A 21,471-nucleotide genomic window follows, 5' to 3' on the forward strand; every position below is an offset into this window, starting at 1 on the left:
AACCGTTTACGGACTCGTCGCCGCCGGGGAATGGCCGGCGGTAAATCAGACAGGAACTGAAGGCCATGACAACGGAAATCGCCAGGAATCTGACAGCGGAAGGGGAGCAGAGCATACCGGCTCCCATGGATCTCCCGCCGGTGGGTGAAGTGATCAATCTGGACGCCAGTGAAAACTACTTCAACCGTGAGCTAAGCCAACTCCAGTTCAATTACCGGGTATTGAAGCAGGCGCTTGATACCACCCATCCTCTGATTAACCGGTTGATTTTCTGCTGTATCTTCAGCAGCAACATGGATGAGTTTTTTGAAATACGAGTGGCTGGTCTGCGCCAGCAAATCAAGTATGGCCGTGAGACCCTCGGTGCTGACGGCATAATGCCGGAACAGGCGTTGAGTGAGATCAGCCGTGTTGCCCATGAGTATATCGATGAGCAGTACGACATTCTGAACCATGTCCTGATTCCGGAGATGGAAAAAGAAAATATCCACTTCGTGCGCCGTCGGGAGTGGACGCAGGAGCAGGCGGCGTGGGTGCGCAACTATTTCGAAGAAGAGATTCTGCCGGTGGTGAGCCCGATCGGGCTGGATCCGTCACACCCGTTTCCGCGCCTGGTGAACAAAAGTCTTAACTTTATTGTTGAACTGGACGGTAAGGATGCCTTTGGTCGCGAGACTGGCATGGCGATCGTGCCAGCCCCGCGCTCGTTGCCCCGGCTGGTGCGCCTGCCGGATGAAGTTTGCAATGGCGGGGAGAATCTGGTGTTCCTGTCGTCAATGATCCACGCGCACGCCGACGAGCTGTTTCCGGGCATGGAGGTCAAGGGTTGTTATCAGTTCCGCCTCACACGCAATGCCGATCTGGAGCTGGAAGACGACCTTGAAGACCTGGCATCCGCACTTCGCGGCGAGCTGCTCAGCCGTCGCTTTGGTGACGGCGTGCGTCTGGAGGTGGCGGACAACTGCCCGCAGGAACTGGTGCAGTTTCTGCTGACGGAGTTTGGCCTTGGGCAGAGGGACCTGTATCAGGTAAACGGGCCGGTTAACCTGACGCGGCTTATGGCGGTTAACACGCTGGTAGACCGCTCGGATCTGTCGTATTCCAGCTTCTCGCCCACCATACCGAAGCAGATCCGTAGTAAGGAAACCCTGTTTGATGCCATTCGCAAGCGGCCAATCCTGCTGCACCATCCTTTTCAGAATTTTAGCCCGGTAGTCGATTTGCTGCGCCAGGCCGCGAAGGATCCGCAAGTTCTGGCGATCCGGCAGACGCTTTATCGTACCGGCGCCAATTCGGAGGTAGTTGAGGCCCTGGCAGACGCAGCAAGGCGCGGCAAAGAGGTCACAGTTGTTGTTGAACTGCGGGCAAGATTCAGCGAGGCGGAGAATCTGGAGCTGGCAAGCCGGCTGCAGGAAGCCGGCGTCATCGTGGTTTATGGCGTGGTGGGCTATAAAACCCACGCCAAGATGATCCTGATTGTGCGCCGCGAGGAAGGCCGCCTGCGCCGTTATGTTCACCTGGGAACCGGCAATTATCATGCGGTCAATGCGCGGCTTTATACCGATTACAGCTATATGACCTGTGACGAGTCTATCGGCGACGACGTTAACAAGCTGTTTCAGCAGTTAACCGGCATGGGCAAGGCGCTGAAGATCAAGAAGCTGTTCCATGCACCGTTTACGCTCCATAAGAGACTGCTCAGCCTCATCGACCGTGAAGCCGAACTGGGGGATAAAGGGCGCATTATTATCAAGATCAATGCGTTAACCGAAATTCAGCTAATCAAGGCCCTGTACCGGGCGTCGCAAGCGGGCGTCGAAGTGGATCTGATTGTTCGCGGCATCTGCAGCATCAGGCCCGGGGTTCCCGGCCTTTCGGACAACATTAGGGTGCGATCCATCGTCGGGCGCTTCCTGGAGCACACCCGGGCCTACTATTTTGGCAATGATGGCAACCCCGAAGTTTACTGCTCAAGCGCAGATTGCATGGAACGTAACCTGCTAAGCCGGGTTGAGACGGCGTTTCCAATTGAAGATCCGGAGCTTATAGAGCGCGTGCGCGAAGACCTGGATACGTACCTTGCCGATAATTGCCAGTCCTGGATGTTGCAGCCGGACGGTGGTTACATTCAAAATCAGCCCACTGAAGGCGAAGAACGTGTGGCATCGCAATTGGTATTGCTGGAACGCCTGACCGGCAAATCCTGACATTTTCAGACGGAGAGTATTCTTGAAAGCAAAGTGGATAATTGCCGGCGCTGGTGTACTGGTTTTCGCCGGCGCAATGCCTTGGGCAGTGGGCTACGTTACCGAGCAGCAATGGCAAGAGGTTACTCGTGAACTGAATCAGGCGCAGCCATTCGTTCAGATGCAAACAGACCATTATGATCGTGGCTTTTTTGGGTCGGAGCTGGGAGGGGTTGTAACGGTTTTGAATCCTGAGAGCGGGGAGACTCGCCCGATTGCGTATCGTGCCAAAGTGACGCATGGCGTGACTGGCAGCTTTATCGATTTCAAGCCGGTTGAGGGTTGGGCGCCTGAAGGCGCTAACTGGTTTCAGGAGCGCCCCAGGCTGACTCTGGAAACGCGACTTTGGGGTACGGCCGTGCTTGAGCTGGAAGCTCCGGCAATCGCGATCAATAATCCTGAAAGTGGCGATTCGCTCAGAACCAGCGGTGGCGTTGCGCGAATTGAAATCAGCGATGCCGGGTCTCAAGCCGAAGCGCTGGTCGTCTGGCCACAACTGAGTTTCTCTGGCCCCGATATGAGCATGCGTATTGATGATTTCCGGGTTGAGCACAAGATGACCCATCTGGAGGGAGATATCTGGACGGGAACTGCGGAAGCGTCGATGGCTTCTGTTGCATTGAAGTCTCCCGAAGCGCAGCCGCTAACGATAGAAGGTTTGCGGGCGCACAGTAGTGCCGAGGCAGATGCTGACGGGCAGCGTCTGAATTCCGGTTTATCAATTGAGGCTGGAAAAGTTCGCTATAAAGACCAGGCCTATGGCCCGCACAAAGTGGTATTCGCCCTTGAAAACCTGGATGTCGCAAGCTGGAGTGCGCTGACAACCAGCATGGCAGAGCTTCAGGGCATGGCCCTGGCACCTGATGCCGATAGCCAGGGAGCCTTTGAGCGGCAGATCGCGGCTATGGGTGCGGTGAATACGGCCGCACGCGATTTATCGGCTGCCGGGTTTTCAGTCGGACTCCCGGAGTTGGTACTGGATACGCCTGAAGGCAAGGTCACGGGCAACCTGATGATCACCCATCCCGAGCTGTCGGCAGATCAGAAAGCAGAAATGCTCATGGTGATGCAGCAGTTAACCGGAGAAATGAATCTGAGCGTGCCCTTGGTACTCGCAGAAAATTACCCCGCAGTCAGAATGCAGCTTGCGCCTCTGATCAAACAGGGATTTCTGGTGCCGGAGGGAGACAGGCTGGTGCTGGCCGCAAGGCTGAACGACATGGTTGTTGATGTTAACGGTCAGGAAATTCCGTTGCCGCCTCTGTTTTAGTGTCCTCGCAATAAAAAAGCCCCGACCGGGGCTTTTTTATTATCGGCGGGCGTTTCAGGTTTCGCTGAACTTCTTTTTCAGGGCTGTTTCCACAGCCGGGTCAACAAACTCGGACACATCGCCCCCCAGAGACGCAATTTCCCGAATCAGGCTTGAGGAAATGTAGGAAAGGTGGTTGGACGGTGTCAGGAACACGCTTTCCAATTCCGGCGCCAGGCGGCGGTTCATATCCGCAAGCTGGAACTCGTATTCGAAATCGGAAACCGCCCGCAGGCCCCGGATAATCACAGTTGCGCCCTGATCGCGGACGAAATCAGCGAGCAGATAACTGAAGCCGGTAACGGTGACATTCGGAATGTGGGTCGTGGCCTGTCGAACCAGTTCGCAGCGTTCTTCCACGTTAAACAGTGGTTTTTTCTTCGAGTTGTAGGCGACGGCAACAACAACCTCATCAAACATGCGCCCGGCACGCTCAATAAGATCAGTGTGGCCGTTAGTGATGGGGTCAAAGGTGCCCGGGTAAATGACTTTAGGCATGCACAGCTCCTTTTTTAACAGGCATCCACATTATCAGCATTTCGGCTATTTCTGTAGACGCTGTGCCAAGCGGGTGCTGTTTCTTGCAGCCAACGCGTACACCGATAACTGTGGATTGGCGCCGATGCTGGTCGGGAACACGGAAGCGTCATGCACACTGAGGTTGCTGACGTGGTGATGCTCGCCAAACCCGTTGACCACCGATTCTTCCGGGTTGCTTCCCATTCCGCAGCCACCCATTTGGTGCGCGGTGAACAGGCGAACCCGGTGAGGCTCCATGGATAAGCCGTCAATAGCAGCTTTGGCGTCGGCCCAGCTGGAATACCAGTCGGAGTCCAGGTGCATCAGACGCACCCGGTCGGCGCCAGCCGCAAACTGGATTTCGGCCATGGTATAAAAGGCATTGCGGATGCCCTTCCAGAGGTAATCGGTGATCGGATAATCCAGTACCGGACTGCCATCATCACGAAGCGATACAGTGCCGCCAGGACTGTCCTCGTGAAAGCCGTCCCGCAAAAGTGCGATAACAGACTGCATCCAGGGCAGGCGCGCCAGATTTTTAGCCTGTGTATCGCCGTGGCCCGGGACAACGCCCGCAGACATGGCCGGATGCAGTGGTGGCACTTCAAGTTTGTAACCTACATCGCCATCCACGCCGTTGCTGAAATTGAATTCGTCGGAATAGACAGACTGTGGCGCGCCGTAAAACGGATCTACCAACTTGGGCATTTGTGCAACGCTGGCGTTAACCGGGTGAATAAATGATCGCTTGCCAACGCGCCCATAAGGGTCGGGCAGCTCAGAGCGCAGCAGCAAGCCAGGTGAACCTATAGCGCTTGCTGCGACCACAAAGTGCCGGGCTTTCAGCGTTACCGTGATGCCCGACGGAGTAATGCCATCACTGGCCATGGCGCTGGCCTTCAGAGAGTCGATGCGATCCTGGTTCATTACGAGGCGTTCGGCACGCAAGCCATGGAACAAACGGGCGTTATGGTCCAGCGCGCCGGGAATCGTGGTCATCAACGCGCCTTGCTTGGCGTTCGTTGGGCAACCTACGCCGCAGTATCCAAGGTTCCAGCAACCTTTTACATTACGCGGGATAATCTGCCAGCTGTAGCCCAGCTTTTCGCAGCCTTGGCGCAAGATGTCGTTATTGAGGTTCGGGTCCACCTCCCAGGGCGACATGGAATGGCGCGCTTCCCGACCATCGAACCAGGGCGCCATGGCGTCCGGGCTCAGTGCATCGAGGCCAAAGCGTTTGCTCCAGTAATTGAGAGTTGCGTCTGGCGTGCGGAAGCTACTGGTCCAGTTGACTGTGGTTGAGCCACCCACACATCGGCCCTGCAGAATGGCAATGGAGCCATCTTTGGTGGTGCGGCTCATACCTTCCTGATACAGATTTGCGTAGGACGTAAGCTCGTCCATTTTGAAGTCTTTCTGATAATACAGCCTGCCTTCTTCCACCAGGATAACCGAAAGGCCGCTTTTGGAGAGAATTTCAGCCGTGGTGCCTCCACCGGCGCCGGTGCCGACGATAACGACATCAGCTTCTACAGTCTGGTTTTCGGTAAGAGTGGCGCCGTCGGTGACTTTCCAGCCGGATTCCAGGCCTTGGGCAATACGATCGGTGAACGACATGGTTGGTGGATCCCTAATTTAGACTAAAACAGCAAGCTAAAGCAGCAGGCTGAAGTTCACACGTTGCGGAATTGTGGCAGGACTTGCACTGCCCACTCAGGCGGCCCGGGATAACCGGAAAGGTCCCAGTTCTCCTGGTAGCCGTAAAATGCCACGTTGCTGATTTTGGTGAGCGCCATATAGCCGTTATTGAACAACCCGATGCTGCTCGAGCGCCAGCGTTCCAGAAACGCGTCGGCCTGCTCTGTGGTGACATTGCGCCAGGAAGGCCAGACTCGGGCAATGGTCACCCGGGTGAGACCGAAGTTGAGCAGGTCGAAGAGTTGCCGCAGCTCTTTCTGGTTGGCTGGCCCGAATTTGTGGATGCCGGCGTCAATGCGCTCGATCGTTCCTGCAACAGTCATGCGTTTGGCGTTGGGTTGTTCCGGAAGTGCAGAGCCAAGAATGGCAGGAAGCAGAGCTTCAAACAGTTCGATATCCCCGGTTGTCAAAAACTGGAACTGGTAGCGGGCATCCATGCGTGTTTCAACGGCGCCGAGCCTGTCGGCCGGTGCTGTCGCGCAGCCACTCAGGCCGGCGGTTACACTGACAGTGCCCAGAAACAGGGCGCCACCCAGACCGGTGCGCAGAAAGCTGCGCCGGTTCAGGGATACAGAGTCCAATCCTTCGGATGGGCTAAGGTGGTTTGGCATAGATGGCTCGCTCAACGGATAAAGAACTTGTAAACCATTTTGTGGAAGGATGTTCCGTAAGGAGGGTAGACAAACTTTCCACTGTTGAATTTCTGCTTGGAAAAAATGGCGCGCTGGTGCGAAAAAGTCAGGAAGCCTTCTTTGCCATGATAGTGACCCATGCCTGAGTCGCCTACACCACCGAAAGGCAGATCGTCCTGAGCGACGTGCATCAGAGAATCATTAATGCACATGCCACCGGAGAGCGTGTTGTCGATGACCTGATGCTGCTGGTCGCGATCGTAGCCGAAAAAGTACAAAGCCAGCGGTCGCGGTCGATCATTGATGTATTGAATGGCCTCATCGAGATTGCTATAGCTCACGATCGGAAGGATAGGGCCGAAGATTTCATCCTGCATGAGTTTCATGTCCGGCGTGGTTTTCAGTACCAGTGTTACCGGGATCTTGTGGGTGCCGTCGCCCATGTTTTCATGTGCCGGGTTCATCTCGATCAGCTCGGCACCCTTGGCTCTGGCATCCTCCAGGTAGCCTTGCAAGCGCTTGTACTGGCGCTCATTGACAATAGCCGTGTAGTCGTCGTTATCGCGCAACGACGGGTACATTTCCGAAAACTGGGTGCGGAACTCGTCTACGAACGCCTGTGTGCGGTCATTAGGGCAGAGTACGTAGTCTGGCGCTACGCAGGTCTGGCCGGCGTTGAATGCCTTCCCGAAAGCGATGCGTTGAGCGGCATCTTCCAAAGGTACGTCCGGGGAAACAACAGCCGGTGATTTGCCGCCGAGCTCCAGTGTAACCGGTGTCAGATTTTCGGAAGCGGCACGCATTACCAGTTTGCCAACGGACGTGGAGCCGGTAAACAGCATGTGGTCGAACGGTCGCGCTGAAAAATCTGCGGCAACATCTGCTTCACCATTGATGACAGCCACCAGATCTTCCGGGAAGGTCGCCTCTATAAGCTCTTTGAACAAAGCTGAAGTGTGAGGCGTGAATTCGGACATCTTGATCATCGTGCGATTACCCGCCGAAAGCGAGGCAATCAGTGGCCCGACTGCGAGGTATAGCGGGTAGTTCCACGGCACAATAATGCCCACAACACCTTTCGGCTGGTAGCAGACCCTGTTGCTGGCGGGCTGGAACAATATGGATACGTGACGGCGCGAAGGTTTCATCCAGCCTTCAAGGTTTTTCAGGGTGTAGTTGATCCCCTGGATGGACGGCATCACTTCGGCAATCAGGGACTCGTCCCTCGATCGGCATGAGAAATCCCGGTCAATAGCATCAAGAAGGCGGTCCTGATAAGTCAGCAAGGCCTGCTTGAGGCGCTTCAGGTTGTCCTGGCGCTCGCTCAGCGACGGTGTGGGATTATCGTGAAATGCATTTTTCTGATCTTTGAACACCTGATGAGTATGTTGAATATGGTCTTTGCTCTCAGTGAGCTGAACAACGCTTGCACCCATGATGTCCTCCTGTCGGAGCCGTCGCTTTGCGGCGGCGACCTGTTGTTTTGTGTCGGCGTGTGGTGGTGAAAAAACGCTCAATTTGCACTGAGGAGTATTATTAGAGTATATACTCTAGGGAGTCAAGCGGAGCCCAATGGCGAATCAGGCCATCTGTGAGCTGTAAAACAACGATTACTGATGAGCTTATGAAAACCAGAGACAAGATACTGCTGTCCAGTCTGGAATTGTTTAACGATCTGGGCGAACGGAATGTCACAACAAATCATATCGCTGCGTATCTGGCGATTTCGCCGGGCAATCTGTATTACCACTTTCGTAACAAGTCGGACATCATTTACGAGATATTCCAGGAATATGAAAAGCTGGTAGATTTCTATCTGGATATCCCGGAAGACCGTCCCATGACGCTGGACGACATGACGTTTTATCTGGAGTCGGTATTTGATGGGCTCTGGAGCTACCGGTTTTTCCACCGGGATCTGGAATACCTGCTGGACAGAGATCCGCGCTTGCGCAGTGACTATCGGGAGTTTACCAACCGGTGCCTCTCGGCCATAAGCCGGATATTCGAGAAACTGGCAGATTCAGGCATCATCGAGCCACAGCCCGAATCCTTGCGCGGAGCCATGTCACTGAACGTCTGGCTTGTGATCACTAACTGGATGGCATATCTGAAGACAGCTCATGCGGCTAAAGCCTCCGCCAGCCTGAGCCTTCACGAACTGAAGCAGGGCATTTATCAGGTTCTGACGCTTGAGATTCCATACCTGACACCCGCTTACCGTGAACAAGTAATGTCGCTGAGGGAACAGTACCGGCCAACAATGCCGAATCAGGAAGAGAAGCGAGAGGCCCCTGTAAGCTGAGTGGGCTGCTTTTTGAGAGCAAAAAACGTGCAGATCAGGCTTTTCCGGAACCTTTGGCAGGCGAAACTGTCACATTACTGGGTGTTGGAAATCCGGACATTTCTGGCGCCTCCTGAGTGAGTTTTCAGGTTTTAACACGTCGCAAACCCTGACGTTTTACCGGCCTGTTTTTCTCAGGCCGGTTTTTTCTGTGTTATTCCCGCATTTTTTCATCTTCCAGCCAATTAATCAGCGCTGCCCGGCACTCATCAACGCCGAGTTTTGAGGTGGATGAAAACATGATCAGGTGTTCAACACAGCTGAAGGCCTCAAGCTTTCGGGTAATGTTCAGCATGCTGGTTTTTGCCTGCCCGAATTTGAGTTTGTCGGCTTTGGTTGCCAAAATCATCAGTGGCAGCTTGTTATGCTCGCACCATTCCACCATCATTTGATCGAAGTCGGTAAGCGGATGGCGGATATCCATTACCAGGACCAAGCCGCGCAGGCATCGGCGGTCGTTCAGGTAGTGCCCAAGATGTTTTTGCCAGTCGTCTTTCATGTCCCGGGATACTTTCGCGTAACCGTACCCTGGCAGATCCACCAACCGGGCATGCTCACGGTTCAGGGAAAAAAAGTTGATCAGACGTGTGCGCCCTGGCGTTTTACTGGTTCGGGCCAGCTTGCCGTTTGCGGTAATGGCGTTCATGGCGCTGGACTTTCCCGCATTCGAGCGTCCGGCAAAGGCGACTTCGGCGCCGGTATCAGGCGGGCAGTCCTCCAATCGTGGCGCGCTGACCAGGAAGCGTGCGCTATTAAAAGAGATGCTTTTTTGAGTCAGATCAGAGTCCACAGCGGTTGGCTTTCCTTTGGATTTCAGTTATCAGGGATTAATGTATAATGCTACACCAATTCCTGGCGGTACGCTTGGCGTAACCGCTGTCAGCCCTGGTTTTGAGCCTGACTGAACAGCGCCTGCCGGCTGCAAACCATTAATATTTCGAGATGAGAGAAGCGGAGCGAGCATGAAGAAACTGATCGCAGGGTTTGTTTTCGGCGTTGGCCTTACTGCCATGGCGCACGGAGCAGGGGATCCTGAAGCGGGCAAGCAAGCGGCGGCAGCCTGTCAGGCGTGTCATGGCCAGGGTGGAGCGAAGCCGATTATGGGCGCCTATCCGAAAATCGCAGGACTGGGTGAGAGGTACCTGTATGACCAGTTGGTGGCCATTCAGGAGAACGCCCGTTCCATTCCCGAGATGACCGGGCAGCTGGACGGTAAATCCGACCAGGATCTTCAGGATCTGGCCGCGTATTTTGCTGCACAGGACATGGGCGTCAGCCAGGCAGACCCAGAGTTGGTAGAAAAAGGCGCGGCTCTGTACCGCGGTGGTAACATGGCTTCTGGCGTTCCCTCCTGTGCCGGCTGCCATAGCCCGCAGGGCAAGGGTAATGGGCCGGCCGGGTATCCACACCTTGGCGGACAAAATGCGGAGTACCTGGTCAAGCAGCTGAATGCCTACCGCGACGGTACCCGGGCGAATGGCTCTAATGCGGCTATCATGATGGATGTTTCGTCCAGATTGACCGATGCAGAGATTGAAGCCGTTGCCAGTTATATTTCCGGCCTGAACTGATTCACTTACTCGGTGCCAGACACACCCCGCCATGTGCGGGGTTTTTTGTTTTTCGAACCTGTAATCCACGAACGATGGAACTTTTCAGGCTCGACGGGTCATAATTCCCCGGTAACGTCATTCATATAAGTAACAACATCACAAAAACCTGGAGATATTTCATGTTCCGAGCGCTCAGAACGGTCGTCCTGCTGTTGTCAGCCCTTGCCATATTCGGCCAGGCCAATGCGGCCGAATGGAAGGAAGGCACGCATTACAAGAAACTGGACACCCCGGTACGCACAGACAGCGGCTCACGCGTTGAGGTGGTGGAGGTGTTCTGGTACGGGTGCCCGCACTGCTATAACTTCAAACCATTGGCTGAAAGCTGGGAAGCAAAAGCTCCGGACTACGTAGACTACGTGAGAATTCCCGCGGCTCTTGGTAGCTCCTGGGAGCCGCACGCCCGGGCCTTTTATGCGCTTGAGGCCATCAATGCTTTGGATAAACTGCACGATGCTCTGTTTGATGCCCTGGCAGGTGAGCGCCGGCCGTTAAATGATGGCGAGTCTCTGGCGGAGTTTGTGGCCGGCTACGGTGTAGATCGCGAGGAGTTTCTTGATAGCTATAACAGCTTCGGTGTGAATGCCCGCATGCAGCAGGCGCAGGCAAAAATCCGGGGTGCGCGCGTTACCGGCACACCGACTATGCTTGTCAATGGCAAGTACACAGTCAGCGCCTCCATGGCGGGTAGCCTTGAGGGGGTGCTGGAGGTTGTTGATTATCTGGTTGCCCGGGAACACGCCGCAAGCGAATAAACGCTGGCGCGCAGTGGGTGGGCTGAGCGTTATTCCGATGGATGTGGGTGGCTATGTATAAGCGTTTACGACGTCAATGGAATGAGAGCCAGAAGGCCGCGGATGTTGCCCGCGGCAGCTCGTCGGGTCTGGACCATGTTCCGGATTTTGCAACCGCCGGTCGCATTCGTTTGCTGACGTTCAACATTCAGGTGGGCATCAGCACATCGGCCTACCGGCATTATCTGACCCGCAGCTGGCAGCACGTGCTGCCCCATCGCAACCGGTTTGAGAACCTGGACAGGATTGCCACCCTGCTCAGCAACTACGATGTAGTGGCTTTGCAGGAGTGCGATGGCGGCAGTTTGCGCAGCGGACACATCAATCAGGTGCAGTACCTGGCCGAGGCCGCTGGAATCCCGTACTGGTATCAGCAACTCAATCGCAATCTGGGGCAGTTTGCCCAGCACAGCAACGGTCTGCTGAGCCGGTTCAGGCCGCTGGGGGTGAAAGAGCACCGCTTGCCCGGACTGATTCCCGGCCGGGGTGTAATTGTGGCGAAATACGGCAACCCGGAAGACCCGTTGGTGCTGGTTATGATGCACCTGTCCCTGAGCAAATCCGCCCAGCAGCGCCAATTGGGCTTTGTCAGTGATCTGATCAACGATTACCGGCATGTGGTGTTGATGGGCGATATGAACGCTCACGCAGAACAACTGCTTACCAACACGCCGCTGAAGCAGACCGACCTGATCCCGCTACCTGCGGATGCCCACAGCTTCCCCAGCTGGCGCCCGGAGAAAGCGTTGGATCACATTCTGGTTAGTCCGAGCCTCCAGGTGCACAGTTCCGGAGTGGTCAGCTATCCAATGTCGGACCACTTGCCTATCGCGCTGGATGTCTCGGTGCCCGTAACGCCGTGAGGTTCTTCTGCGCTCACAAAAAAACCCGACTCGCTGGTCGGGTTTTTTTGTGAGCGCAGATCAATTACTTGATCTTCGCTTCCTTGTACGCAACGTGCTTACGGACAACCGGATCGTACTTTTTGATCTCGATTTTTTCCGGGGTGTTACGCTTGTTCTTCATGGTCGTGTAGAAATGACCCGTGCCTGCTGAAGATACCAGCTTGATTTTTTCGCGCATGATGCGGCTCCTTATACTTTCTCGCCGCGGGCACGAAGATCGGCCAATACAGCGTCAATACCATTTTTATCGATGATGCGCATACCTTTGGTAGACGTGCGCAGCCTTACGAAACGCTTTTCAGACTCAACCCAAAAGCGCTTGCTTTGCAGGTTGGGCAGAAAGCGACGACGGGTGTGGTTCATCGCGTGAGATACATTGTTACCGGAAACCGGACGTTTACCGGTTACCTGACAAACTCTGGACATACTTGCCTCCGACCTGAGCATTGGTCTTAATAAATGCGAATTCGATTTTAATGCGTCTCTGGTTGCCAAGGAACGGTTACGCCCCCGTTTGCGCCTCTAAACTGAACGCTGCTCGCCAGACGCCGCCAGAAAGGGACGCTTTTATACCAGAACCAGCCCCCCAACGCAAAAAATTGTTGGGAATTTGGCCAGTTTTCCGACATCTGTTTTTGACGACCTACATTAATCCACGTTCCGCGAGGGATATTACCTCACCGTGGCCAATCACCATATGGTCAAGAACCCTGATATCCACCAGCCCGAGCGCTTCCTTCAGGCGTTTGGTCAGGGAGATGTCGGCCTGGCTGGGTTCGGCCACCCCGGAAGGGTGATTGTGGGCGAAAATGACAGCAGCGGCGTTGTCCTCCAGTGCCTGCCGGACGACTTCCCGCGGGTATACAGCAGCGCCATCAATAGTGCCGCGAAACAGCTCCCGATACTGAATAATCCGGTGTCGGTTGTCCAGAAACAGGCCCGCGAAGACTTCATGAGGGTAGGTGCCGAGTCGACTTGTGAGAAAACGCCGGGTATCTTCCGGTGAGCGCAGCGGATCACCTTGGCGCAATGGCTCATCCATTACACGTCGTGCCATTTCCAATGCGGCCTGTACCTGAGCGTACTTCGCAGCACCCAGCCCCTTTACACTGCAGAACTGCCTGCGGGATGCAGTAAGCAGTCCACGTAAGCCGGAAAACTCCTGCAACAGAAAACGCGAAAGGTCCATAACGGGCATGCCTGTGGTACCAGTGCGTAGAAAAATAGCCAGTAGTTCGGCATCTGAAAGGCTTTCGGAGCCGTGGGCAAGCAGTCGCTCACGGGGGCGTTCGTCCATGGGCCAGGCGGGGTCGGTCATATGGGCTTCCTTGCATATCGTTGGAGAGGTTTGGCGCATCCTGCGCTTTTCACTTACAAAGACTACTTCAAAAAGTAACAAATGGTAAACGAGCGGGTGGCCTTGCGGGCTGTCGGTATGGTCAGGGCATGCTATCTTATAAGCCTTTCTTTTTAAGCGGATACGGAGTCTGTATGGCGGTCAGGAAAATTCTGCTGGGTATAACCGGCGGCATTGCAGCCTATAAGAGTGCCGAGCTTGTGCGCCTGCTGAAAAAAGCCGGCTACGAGGTGAGGGTTGTCATGACACAGGGTGCCGAAGCCTTCGTAGCCCCCCTGACCTTTCAGGCGCTCAGCGGCGAGCCTGTGCGCACCTCCCTGCTGGATCCGGAAGCCGAAGCCGGCATGGGGCATATAGAGTTGGCGAAGTGGGCTGATCAGGTCGTCATTGCCCCGGCTTCTGCAGATTTTATTGCTCGGCTTGCTCAGGGTATGGCCAACGACCTGCTGACTACGGTCTGTTGTGCAACTGAGGCCCCTGTTGCCCTGGCGCCTGCGATGAATCAGGCAATGTGGAGTAATTGGCGCACCCAGCGCAACATCCATCTGCTTGAGGACGATCCACAGATTACGCTCTGGGGCCCGGACCAGGGCGACCAGGCCTGCGGCGATAATGGGCCCGGGCGCATGCTTGAGGCTGCGGTCATCGCCGGGCTGATCATGAACAGGCAGGCCGGTGCTGGCGAGCTTGCAGGTAAGCGTGTCGTCATCACCGCCGGCCCAACCCGCGAGCCGATAGACCCGGTGCGCTATATCAGCAACCACAGTTCGGGCAAAATGGGCTACGCGTTGGCCACAGCCGCCCGGGATGCAGGTGCCCGTGTTGTTCTGGTCAGTGGGCCAGTCAATTTGCCGGCACCAGCGGGCATTGACGTTCGTGGCGTCGTGACTGCCGAGGATATGCTGCAGGCCTCCACAGGAGCGGTCGACGAAGGCTGTGATCTGTTCATCGCGACGGCTGCGGTTGCGGATTACCGGCCCGAGAGCTTTGCCAGCGACAAGATAAAGAAATCCAGCGAGTCCATGGCGCTGCCATTGATACGCAACCCGGACACGCTGGCAACGATTGCCGGGCGTCCGGATGCGCCGTTCACCGTTGGTTTTGCTGCTGAAACCTCAGATGTCGCCCGCTATGCCAAGGGCAAGATGCAACGCAAAAACTTGCGCATGGTTGTTGCCAATGATGTATCTGCGCCAGGGCTGGGGTTCAACAGTGAAAATAATGCCGTAACAGTATTCTGGCCGAGCGGGCAGGAGACGATAGGGCCCGATACCAAAAAAGCTATTGCATCGCGTCTCGTGGCGCTTATTAGCGAACACCTGAAGCAGGATTGATATGAATAGAAAAAATTTACAGGTACGCATTCTCGACGACCGGATCGGCAACCAGATCGCTTTTCCGGAATACGCCACTGAAGGTTCTGCAGGCCTGGACTTGCGGGCTTGTCTGGATGAGCCACTAACGTTGGCGCCAGGCGATACGACGTTAATCCGGACCGGGCTTTCCATCCACATCGCCGATCCGTCGCTGGCAGCCATGATTTTGCCCAGAAGCGGGCTCGGCCACAAACACGGTATCGTGCTGGGTAATCTGGTGGGGCTGATTGATTCGGACTACCAGGGCGAGTTGATGGTCTCCTGCTGGAATCGGGGTAACACCGACTTTACGGTTGATGTCGGCGAGCGGATAGCCCAGCTGGTTCTGGTGCCTGTTGTTCAAGCCGATTTTGAAGTGGTTTCCGAGTTTGATGCCAGCAGTCGGGGCGAAGGCGGGTTTGGCTCTACAGGTACCCGATAACCGTTATACCATAGCGCAGAAACCTATTGCCGCGTCTATACTTTGCCGTTAAGTGCTTGTCCAGGGCAAAAAAATAATTGCAGGATGAACTATGAAACTGGGTAGGAAGAAAGCTCCCGAAGCGTCTGTTGATGAGCAGCCTGCTGACAAAGCAGAACCAAAAACAAAGACAAAGACCCGCGCACCCGCAGGGTCAAAACGCAAACACCTTGGATCAACTGCCCTCAGCCAGGCATTAGTGGTTTTGCTGGCTGCTGTGGCGGCGATTGCTCTGATGCATTTTCTGGTGCTGCAACCTGCCACAGAAGAGCGCTTCAAAGCCTGGAAAACCGCTGAGGCCGATGCAGCCGCCCAGCGCATAAACCAGTACCTTGAGCTGGTGCAGCAGAACGTAAACGGTCTGGCGACCCAGCCTCACGTGGTGGATACGTTGATAGAGCGTGCTGATTCGGGGGCAGTCGAGCAGAAGCTGTTAACGGCAATGCCAGGCGTCAAGGCGGCTTTTCTTTTCCCTTATCGCCAGATTCCAAGGACCGGGGGTGCAAACGGTTTGCTGGGCTTTGCCGGGCTTGAACTGGCACGTCGGGCAGAAAATGGTCAGCCCCTCTATCCGGACGCCTTTCCCCGGGAAAATAATTGGTACATGCAGATGGCTGCTCCTGTGCGGAACCCGGCCAGCAAGGCCGTCGTAGGCAGCCTTCTTGTGGTCTTCGATGCCGCGCTGCTCCAGCCGCTGCTCTCTGTTGTAAATACACGGCTTGGCGGGGAGCTTGCGCTGGTTCAGACGGTTTCGGGAGCCTCCCGTACCTTCGTTAACGAGGGAGGTGGCGCTGGAGCCGGCACGAGCGCCACGGAAGTCCGGGCTCTCGTGAATCCGGACTGGACTGTCAGCTATAAACCAGGCGTCTTGCCAGAGCCTCCCGTTAATATACTGATGGTAGCTTTGTTGGTGGGCGTGCCAGTCTTGGTGGCAGCGATGCTGGTCTGGTGGTTGCTTATCCGTGCTCAGAAAGGGCTGCGTCTTGAAGTGACCAGCCTGATTCAATGGGCGCATAAAGTATTTGGCGGAGAGCGTCAGAAGCTGCCCAGCTTCCAGTGGGACATGGTTTCCTCTGCTGGCGAGGTTCTGTACCGACTGTCGCAGGTGGTGGACAAGCGCGTGACCAAAGCGGCTGAAAATGCCCGACCAAAGTCCTCGAAGGGCACAAAAACGACGGAAACGACGGATGCCGAGCCCTTGTTTCAGGACAAGGAACTGCCCGATATCGATATGCTGGATGGTGACGAGGATGTTCTGGGCTTTGGTAGCGGCAATCGTGACAGTTCATTCTTTTCCGGTGGCGAGATGCCGGGGGTTGAGGAGACGGATGAGTCAGGAATAGAAATGTCACCGGTTATTTTCCGGGCCTACGATATCCGTGGGATTGTTGGTGAGACTCTGTCTTCGTCCATTGTTGAACGGATTGGCATGGCTGTAGGCTCAGAAGCTATCAGTCGCGGGCTGGCATCGCTATGCATTGGTTACGACGGTCGTCACTCAAGCCCTGAGTTGGCAGATGCCCTCGCCCGTGGCGTTATGGCGTCGGGCTGTAACGTCATCCACGTGGGTGCTGTGCCCACGCCGGTACTCTATTTTGCCACTCATCACCTTGAAAACGGGTCGGGGGTCATGGTGACGGGCAGCCACAACCCGGCCAACTACAATGGCCTCAAAATCATGCTGGGCGGCGAAACGCTCTCTGGCGAGGCTATTCAGGCGCTCTACCGTCGGGTTCAAACCGGTGACCTTGCTGCCGGGCGTGGCACTCAGTCTACTGAAGATGTTCGCAGGGCTTATCTTGACCGTATCGTGGGTGATATCGCCGTCGCCGCGCCCCTTAAGGTCGTGGTGGATGCGGGCAACGGTATTGCGGGTGAGCTGGGCCCCATTCTGATCGAAGAGCTTGGTTGCGAAGTGATCCCGCTGTATTGCGACGTTGACGGCGACTTCCCGAACCACCATCCGGATCCCGGTAAGCCTGCTAACCTTGCTGACCTGATCGCGAGGGTTAAAGCAGAAGGTGCGGATCTTGGCATTGCATTCGATGGTGACGGTGACCGGCTGGGTCTGGTGACCAATTCCGGCAAGATTATCTGGCCGGACCGTCTGTTGATGCTATTCGCCCGGGACGTGGTGTCACGAAACCCTGGTGCCGATGTGCTTTACGATGTGAAATGCACCCGAAGGCTTGCCAGCGTGATTTCCGAAGCCGGCGGGCGCCCCATCATGTGGAAAACCGGTCATTCCCTGATGAAAGCAAAAATAAAGGAAACCGGCGCCTTGCTGGCGGGCGAGATGAGTGGCCATTTTTTCTTCACAGAACGCTGGTACGGGTTTGATGACGGGCTCTATGCCGCTGCCAGACTTCTGGAAATACTGGGCATCGAAGATCGCCACAGTGACGACGTGTTCGAAGACTTCCCGGAGGATATCAGCACGCCTGAGCTTAACGTCGAAGTAACCGAAAGCAGCAAGTTCAGCATTATCGAACAGTTGGGCAATGTGGGAGACTTTGGTGACGGTAATATCAGCACTATTGACGGCATTCGTGTGGATTACGCCGATGGCTGGGGTTTGTGCCGCGCGTCCAATACCACACCGGTTCTGGTGTTGCGCTTTGAAGCTGAAACCAAAGAGGCTCTGGAACGGATAAAAGATATTTTCCGGGCTCAGCTTCAGAAGGCAGCGCCGGATCTCGTGGCGGACTTCTGATGTCAGCCTTGCAGGCGGCTCAGGCTCCCGATTTTAATTTCTGATTTATTAAGGCAACAAGATGACGCTGGATCGTGAAACAGCAATGCAGGTGGCAACAGTTCTGAGCCGGGGTTTACCGTACATTCAGAGGTTTACCGGGAAAACGGTCGTTATCAAATATGGCGGTAACGCCATGGAAAACGAGGAACTCAAAAGCAGTTTCGCCCGTGACGTAGTGCTTATGAAGCTGGTTGGCATAAACCCGATTGTTGTTCATGGTGGCGGCCCCCAGATTGGCGAGCTTTTGCAGCGCCTCAATATCCAGTCCCGCTTCGTGAACGGCATGCGTGTTACCGATGCGGCAACCATGGATGTGGTGGAAATGGTGCTGGGTGGCCAGGTGAACAAGGAAATTGTGTCCCTGATCAATGCCCAGGGCGGAACCGCCATAGGCCTGACCGGGAAGGATGCCAACCTCATTCGCGCCCGAAAACTGGAAGTTGTGGATCGTTCGCCGGAGCTGGAGCGCCCTGAGATTATTGATATCGGGCGCGTTGGCGAGGTGGCCAGCATCAATGTTGACGTGATTGATATGCTCACCCGCAGCAACGTGATTCCAGTGATTGCGCCGATTGGAGTGGGTCCTGATGGCGCATCCTACAATATCAACGCAGACCTGGTTGCCGGCAAGGTTGCCGAGGCCATGAAGGCCGAAAAGCTGATGCTGTTGACCAACGTATCCGGGCTCAAAAGCAAGCAAGACAAAGTGCTCACCGGGCTGACCGCACAACAGGTGAATGATCTGATTGAAGACGGCACCATTCATGGCGGAATGCTGCCAAAGATCCGCTGCGCACTGAGCGCGGTAGAGAATGGGGTGCGAACGTCCCATATTATTGATGGCCGGGTGGCTCATGCGTGCCTGCTGGAAATCTTTACGGATGAGGGTGTCGGAACACTTATTTCCCGTAACTAACGATTTTCCGCAACTGACGGCGCTGCTTGAGGATTTTCCGGATGAAACGTCTGCTCACAATTCTGATTCTGGCTGCATTGCTCGGCTTTGCCGCGTTTAAGGCAGGCGTTTGGTGGCTGGCGGATCAGCGCATGTCAGAAGCGCGTCAGGCGCTTGGCGAAAGCGGAGTCCTGGAGCGCGGCAGGCTCACTTCCGGCGTCGAGGGCCGCTTGGTGCTATCGGGTGCATCCTGGCAGGATTTCGAGCTGACCCAACCGCTGGTTATCGGTCGGGCAGAGTTTGATGCCGGTTCGCCCCTTGCCCTGTTAACGGCGTTAGCGACCCCTTCAGATATACCGGCCAGCTGGACTATGCGGGCAGAAGGGCTGGCATTGGCCCTTGAGGCAACCATGTTCCGGAATTGGGTGACTGCAGAGGGAGTTACCCGGCGTCAGAAGGCGGCGTTGTTCGCGCTTCCCTGCGCACCCGATCCACGTCAGCAGCTCGGCAGTGGTGATTTGTTACGCATGGGCATAACCGGTTTGTCCGGCGAGCTAATTGTAAATCAGACGCCAGATCGCGTTCACCTTGAGCTGAACTCCGCAAATACCGGCAGTCTGGAGCTTAGCTGGCCAGAGGCACGAATTAATCTGGCATCGCCAGAGGCGACACTGACAAGCTCGGCCCAGCCCCTTGAAGTTACATTGCGAGATGGCGGGCTTATGCGGCGAGTGGCGGCCTATTGCGCCCGCGAAGCCGGTCTGGATCCGGTTCAGTGGGCAGGGCGTGCCCTGGCCGGCTTCGAGGCCGGATTGAAGGCGCGTGGCTGGCGTGCCAGCGATCAGTTACTGGCGCTTTACCGGCAGTGGCTACTTGAGGGTGGGGAAATAACAGCCTCTGTGCAGCCGAGCTCAGACACACTGGGTATACCGGTGCGCTCAGAGAATGAACGTGCGAATGGTGCTGTGGCCTGGGCGCTGCAATACAATGGCGCTATGGTGCCAGATGTGTTTCTTCGCAAAGCCGAGCCGGTTGTTCCTGAACCACCAAAAGAAGCCCTTGAGCCGGTTGTGCCTCGGGAAAGCCCGGATATTACCCGCTGGTATACCGAAGATCTTGAACAGGCGGCCATGTGGATCAATCGCAAGGTCCGGGTGTCACTCTCGAACGGGAATGTGGTGGATGGCCGACTTGCGAGTGTTACCGAGCGGCAGCTGGAAGTTGCCCGCAAGGTTGCAGGAGGTGAGGTGGCCTATCCTATAGCTGTCCGTGCTATTACAGCGTTTGAGGTCTGGCGACGGGGCCAGGCAAAATAGCGTTCAAGCCGGACAAGGAGAGACAATGCAGCAGTTCAGCGACGATACTGGCGGCCGTAAAAGTACCAGTAGGGCAGACACCGTGCCGGGCGTGCGTGAGATGCTGACCCAGCTGATTTCGCTGCCGTCTATCAGCAGCGCATCCGCAGAATGGGATCACAGTAACGAGCCTGTGGTGCGAACGCTTGGGGAGTGGCTGGAAGCCTTGGGGTTCTGCGTTGAAGTTCTGGCTGTGCCCGGGATGCCCGGCAAGTACAACCTGATTGGCACTCTGGGTAGCGGTTCTGGCGGCCTGGTGCTATCTGGCCACACGGACACCGTGCCTTTTGATGACAAGCGCTGGCAAAGCGACCCCTTTACCCTGACCGAACGCGACAACCGCTGGTACGGGCTGGGCACATGCGACATGAAAGGCTTTTTTCCCCTGGCAATCGAGGCTGCCAAGGCGTTTACAGCCGCAGACATGAAGCAACCGTTGATCATTCTCGCGACAGCGGATGAAGAGACCTCCATGAACGGGGCCAGAGCGCTCGCGGAAGCTGGCCAGCCAAAAGCCCGTTATGCGGTCATAGGCGAGCCCACCAGTCTCCGGCCAGTGCGTATGCACAAAGGCATTATGATGGAGCGGTTAACGTTTGAAGGGCAATCTGGCCACTCCTCCGATCCGGGGCTGGGGCGTAATGCTCTGGAGGGCATGCACGAGGCCCTTGGTGAACTTCTGACACTGCGCGCAGACTGGCAACAACAGTACCGCAACACGAATTTTGACGTTCAGGTGCCAACACTCAACCTTGGCTGCATTCACGGTGGTGATAACCCGAACCGCATTTGCGCCCGCTGCGAGCTGCACTTTGATCTGCGCCCGCTGCCCGGCATGAGCATGGAAAATCTGCGTCAGGACATTCTGCACAAAATTCAACCGGTGGCTGAGCGGCGCGAATTGACTATGGAATTCGAACCGCTGTTTGACGGCGTGCCACCCTTTGAAACGTCAGCGGACGCCGCGCTGGTTAAAGCCTGTGAAACGCTTACTGGCCATACTGCCCAGGCGGTTGCCTTTGCGACCGAGGCTCCCTGGCTGCAGAAGCTTGGTATGGAAACCCTGGTTCTGGGCCCGGGTTCGATTGATCAGGCCCACCAGCCAGACGAGTTCATAGAACTGTCGCAGCTTGAGCCTACGGTGAAGATTCTCAGGGGTCTTATCCGGCAGTTTTGTCTTTAAGTATCCTTGCGTGCCAGATTCCGGGCTGAG

At 55.8% G+C, this 21,471-nt stretch carries 20 protein-coding genes; 12 read left to right on the plus strand and 8 right to left on the minus strand.

Annotated elements, in window-relative coordinates; translation table 11 throughout:
* The first annotated feature begins 65 nt into the window (after nucleotides 1-65).
* Both ppk1 and FFI90_RS09130 read left to right on the plus strand, forming a co-directional pair.
* Entirely contained in the window at nucleotides 66-2,207 is a 2,142-nt protein-coding gene (gene ppk1, locus FFI90_RS09125) for a polyphosphate kinase 1 (protein ID WP_144777718.1), read from the plus strand.
* A gap of 22 nt (nucleotides 2,208-2,229) precedes the next feature.
* Nucleotides 2,230-3,516, plus strand: a complete 1,287-nt coding sequence (locus FFI90_RS09130) for a DUF945 family protein (RefSeq protein WP_144777719.1) — start codon at nucleotides 2,230-2,232, stop codon at nucleotides 3,514-3,516.
* 54 nt (nucleotides 3,517-3,570) lie between these two features.
* Here the strand turns inward: FFI90_RS09130 and coaD are convergent, their stop codons facing one another.
* Genes coaD through FFI90_RS09150 form a run of 4 tightly spaced genes read right to left on the minus strand, consistent with a single transcriptional unit; the run spans nucleotide 3,571 to nucleotide 7,840 of the window.
* Nucleotides 3,571-4,053: a pantetheine-phosphate adenylyltransferase gene (gene coaD / locus FFI90_RS09135; RefSeq protein WP_144777720.1), complete on the minus strand. Its 483-nt coding sequence runs from the start codon at nucleotides 4,051-4,053 to the stop codon at nucleotides 3,571-3,573.
* Nucleotides 4,054-4,098: 45 nt separating this feature from the next.
* The gene (locus FFI90_RS09140; RefSeq protein WP_144777721.1) at nucleotides 4,099-5,691 is read right to left on the minus strand and encodes a GMC family oxidoreductase; all 1,593 of its coding nucleotides are present in this window, start codon (nucleotides 5,689-5,691) and stop codon (nucleotides 4,099-4,101) included.
* A 56-nt stretch (nucleotides 5,692-5,747) separates the two neighbouring features.
* Nucleotides 5,748-6,383: a hypothetical protein gene (locus tag FFI90_RS09145; RefSeq protein ID WP_144777722.1), complete on the minus strand. Its 636-nt coding sequence runs from the start codon at nucleotides 6,381-6,383 to the stop codon at nucleotides 5,748-5,750.
* A gap of 11 nt (nucleotides 6,384-6,394) precedes the next feature.
* On the minus strand, nucleotides 6,395-7,840 hold the full coding sequence (locus tag FFI90_RS09150; RefSeq protein WP_144777723.1) for a coniferyl aldehyde dehydrogenase: 1,446 nt from the start codon (nucleotides 7,838-7,840) through the stop codon (nucleotides 6,395-6,397).
* 188 nt (nucleotides 7,841-8,028) lie between these two features.
* Between FFI90_RS09150 and FFI90_RS09155 the strand changes: the two genes are divergently transcribed.
* Entirely contained in the window at nucleotides 8,029-8,709 is a 681-nt protein-coding gene (locus FFI90_RS09155) for a TetR/AcrR family transcriptional regulator (protein ID WP_144777724.1), read from the plus strand.
* A gap of 193 nt (nucleotides 8,710-8,902) precedes the next feature.
* On the opposite strand, the gene yihA is transcribed toward FFI90_RS09155, so the two are convergent.
* Nucleotides 8,903-9,538 carry a ribosome biogenesis GTP-binding protein YihA/YsxC gene (gene yihA / locus FFI90_RS09160; protein WP_144777725.1) on the minus strand — a complete coding sequence of 212 codons (636 nt, stop codon included), beginning with the start codon at nucleotides 9,536-9,538 and terminating at the stop codon, nucleotides 8,903-8,905.
* A 172-nt stretch (nucleotides 9,539-9,710) separates the two neighbouring features.
* Between yihA and FFI90_RS09165 the strand changes: the two genes are divergently transcribed.
* The 3 genes from FFI90_RS09165 to FFI90_RS09175 all read left to right on the plus strand — a co-directional run bounded on the left by FFI90_RS09165 (nucleotide 9,711) and on the right by FFI90_RS09175 (nucleotide 12,018).
* Complete coding sequence (locus FFI90_RS09165) at nucleotides 9,711-10,319, plus strand: c-type cytochrome (protein ID WP_144777726.1); 609 nt, start codon at nucleotides 9,711-9,713, stop codon at nucleotides 10,317-10,319.
* Between the two features lie 161 nt (nucleotides 10,320-10,480).
* Nucleotides 10,481-11,116, plus strand: a complete 636-nt coding sequence (locus FFI90_RS09170; protein WP_144777727.1) for a thiol:disulfide interchange protein DsbA/DsbL — start codon at nucleotides 10,481-10,483, stop codon at nucleotides 11,114-11,116.
* A 53-nt stretch (nucleotides 11,117-11,169) separates the two neighbouring features.
* A complete protein-coding gene (locus FFI90_RS09175; RefSeq protein WP_144777728.1) occupies nucleotides 11,170-12,018 on the plus strand; it encodes an endonuclease/exonuclease/phosphatase family protein in 849 nt (282 codons plus the stop codon).
* Between the two features lie 64 nt (nucleotides 12,019-12,082).
* On the opposite strand, the gene rpmG is transcribed toward FFI90_RS09175, so the two are convergent.
* The 3 genes from rpmG to radC all read right to left on the minus strand — a co-directional run bounded on the left by rpmG (nucleotide 12,083) and on the right by radC (nucleotide 13,378).
* Nucleotides 12,083-12,238 (minus strand): 50S ribosomal protein L33, encoded by a 156-nt coding sequence (rpmG, locus tag FFI90_RS09180; protein ID WP_071263342.1) that lies wholly within the window; start codon nucleotides 12,236-12,238, stop codon nucleotides 12,083-12,085.
* 11 nt (nucleotides 12,239-12,249) lie between these two features.
* Nucleotides 12,250-12,486, minus strand: coding sequence for a 50S ribosomal protein L28 (rpmB, locus tag FFI90_RS09185; protein ID WP_071263340.1), 237 nt, complete (start codon nucleotides 12,484-12,486; stop codon nucleotides 12,250-12,252).
* Between the two features lie 217 nt (nucleotides 12,487-12,703).
* Nucleotides 12,704-13,378: a RadC family protein gene (radC, locus tag FFI90_RS09190; RefSeq protein WP_144777729.1), complete on the minus strand. Its 675-nt coding sequence runs from the start codon at nucleotides 13,376-13,378 to the stop codon at nucleotides 12,704-12,706.
* Nucleotides 13,379-13,551: 173 nt separating this feature from the next.
* On the opposite strand from radC, the gene coaBC reads away from it, so the two are divergent.
* The 6 genes from coaBC to argE all read left to right on the plus strand — a co-directional run bounded on the left by coaBC (nucleotide 13,552) and on the right by argE (nucleotide 21,441).
* Nucleotides 13,552-14,751: a bifunctional phosphopantothenoylcysteine decarboxylase/phosphopantothenate--cysteine ligase CoaBC gene (gene coaBC, locus FFI90_RS09195; protein ID WP_144777730.1), complete on the plus strand. Its 1,200-nt coding sequence runs from the start codon at nucleotides 13,552-13,554 to the stop codon at nucleotides 14,749-14,751.
* A 1-nt stretch (nucleotide 14,752) separates the two neighbouring features.
* Nucleotides 14,753-15,214, plus strand: coding sequence for a dUTP diphosphatase (gene dut / locus FFI90_RS09200; RefSeq protein WP_144777731.1), 462 nt, complete (start codon nucleotides 14,753-14,755; stop codon nucleotides 15,212-15,214).
* A gap of 91 nt (nucleotides 15,215-15,305) precedes the next feature.
* Entirely contained in the window at nucleotides 15,306-17,966 is a 2,661-nt protein-coding gene (locus FFI90_RS20410) for a phosphomannomutase/phosphoglucomutase (protein WP_144777732.1), read from the plus strand.
* Between the two features lie 61 nt (nucleotides 17,967-18,027).
* Complete coding sequence (gene argB / locus FFI90_RS09210) at nucleotides 18,028-18,924, plus strand: acetylglutamate kinase (RefSeq protein ID WP_144777733.1); 897 nt, start codon at nucleotides 18,028-18,030, stop codon at nucleotides 18,922-18,924.
* Nucleotides 18,925-18,965: 41 nt separating this feature from the next.
* On the plus strand, nucleotides 18,966-20,219 hold the full coding sequence (locus FFI90_RS09215; protein WP_144777734.1) for an acetylornithine deacetylase: 1,254 nt from the start codon (nucleotides 18,966-18,968) through the stop codon (nucleotides 20,217-20,219).
* 25 nt (nucleotides 20,220-20,244) lie between these two features.
* Nucleotides 20,245-21,441: an acetylornithine deacetylase gene (argE, locus tag FFI90_RS09220; protein ID WP_144777735.1), complete on the plus strand. Its 1,197-nt coding sequence runs from the start codon at nucleotides 20,245-20,247 to the stop codon at nucleotides 21,439-21,441.
* Nucleotides 21,442-21,471: the final 30 nt, after the last annotated feature.

Source organism: Marinobacter maritimus, assembly GCF_007671675.1.
In the GTDB taxonomy this organism is placed as follows: Bacteria; Pseudomonadota; Gammaproteobacteria; order Pseudomonadales; family Oleiphilaceae; genus Marinobacter; species Marinobacter maritimus.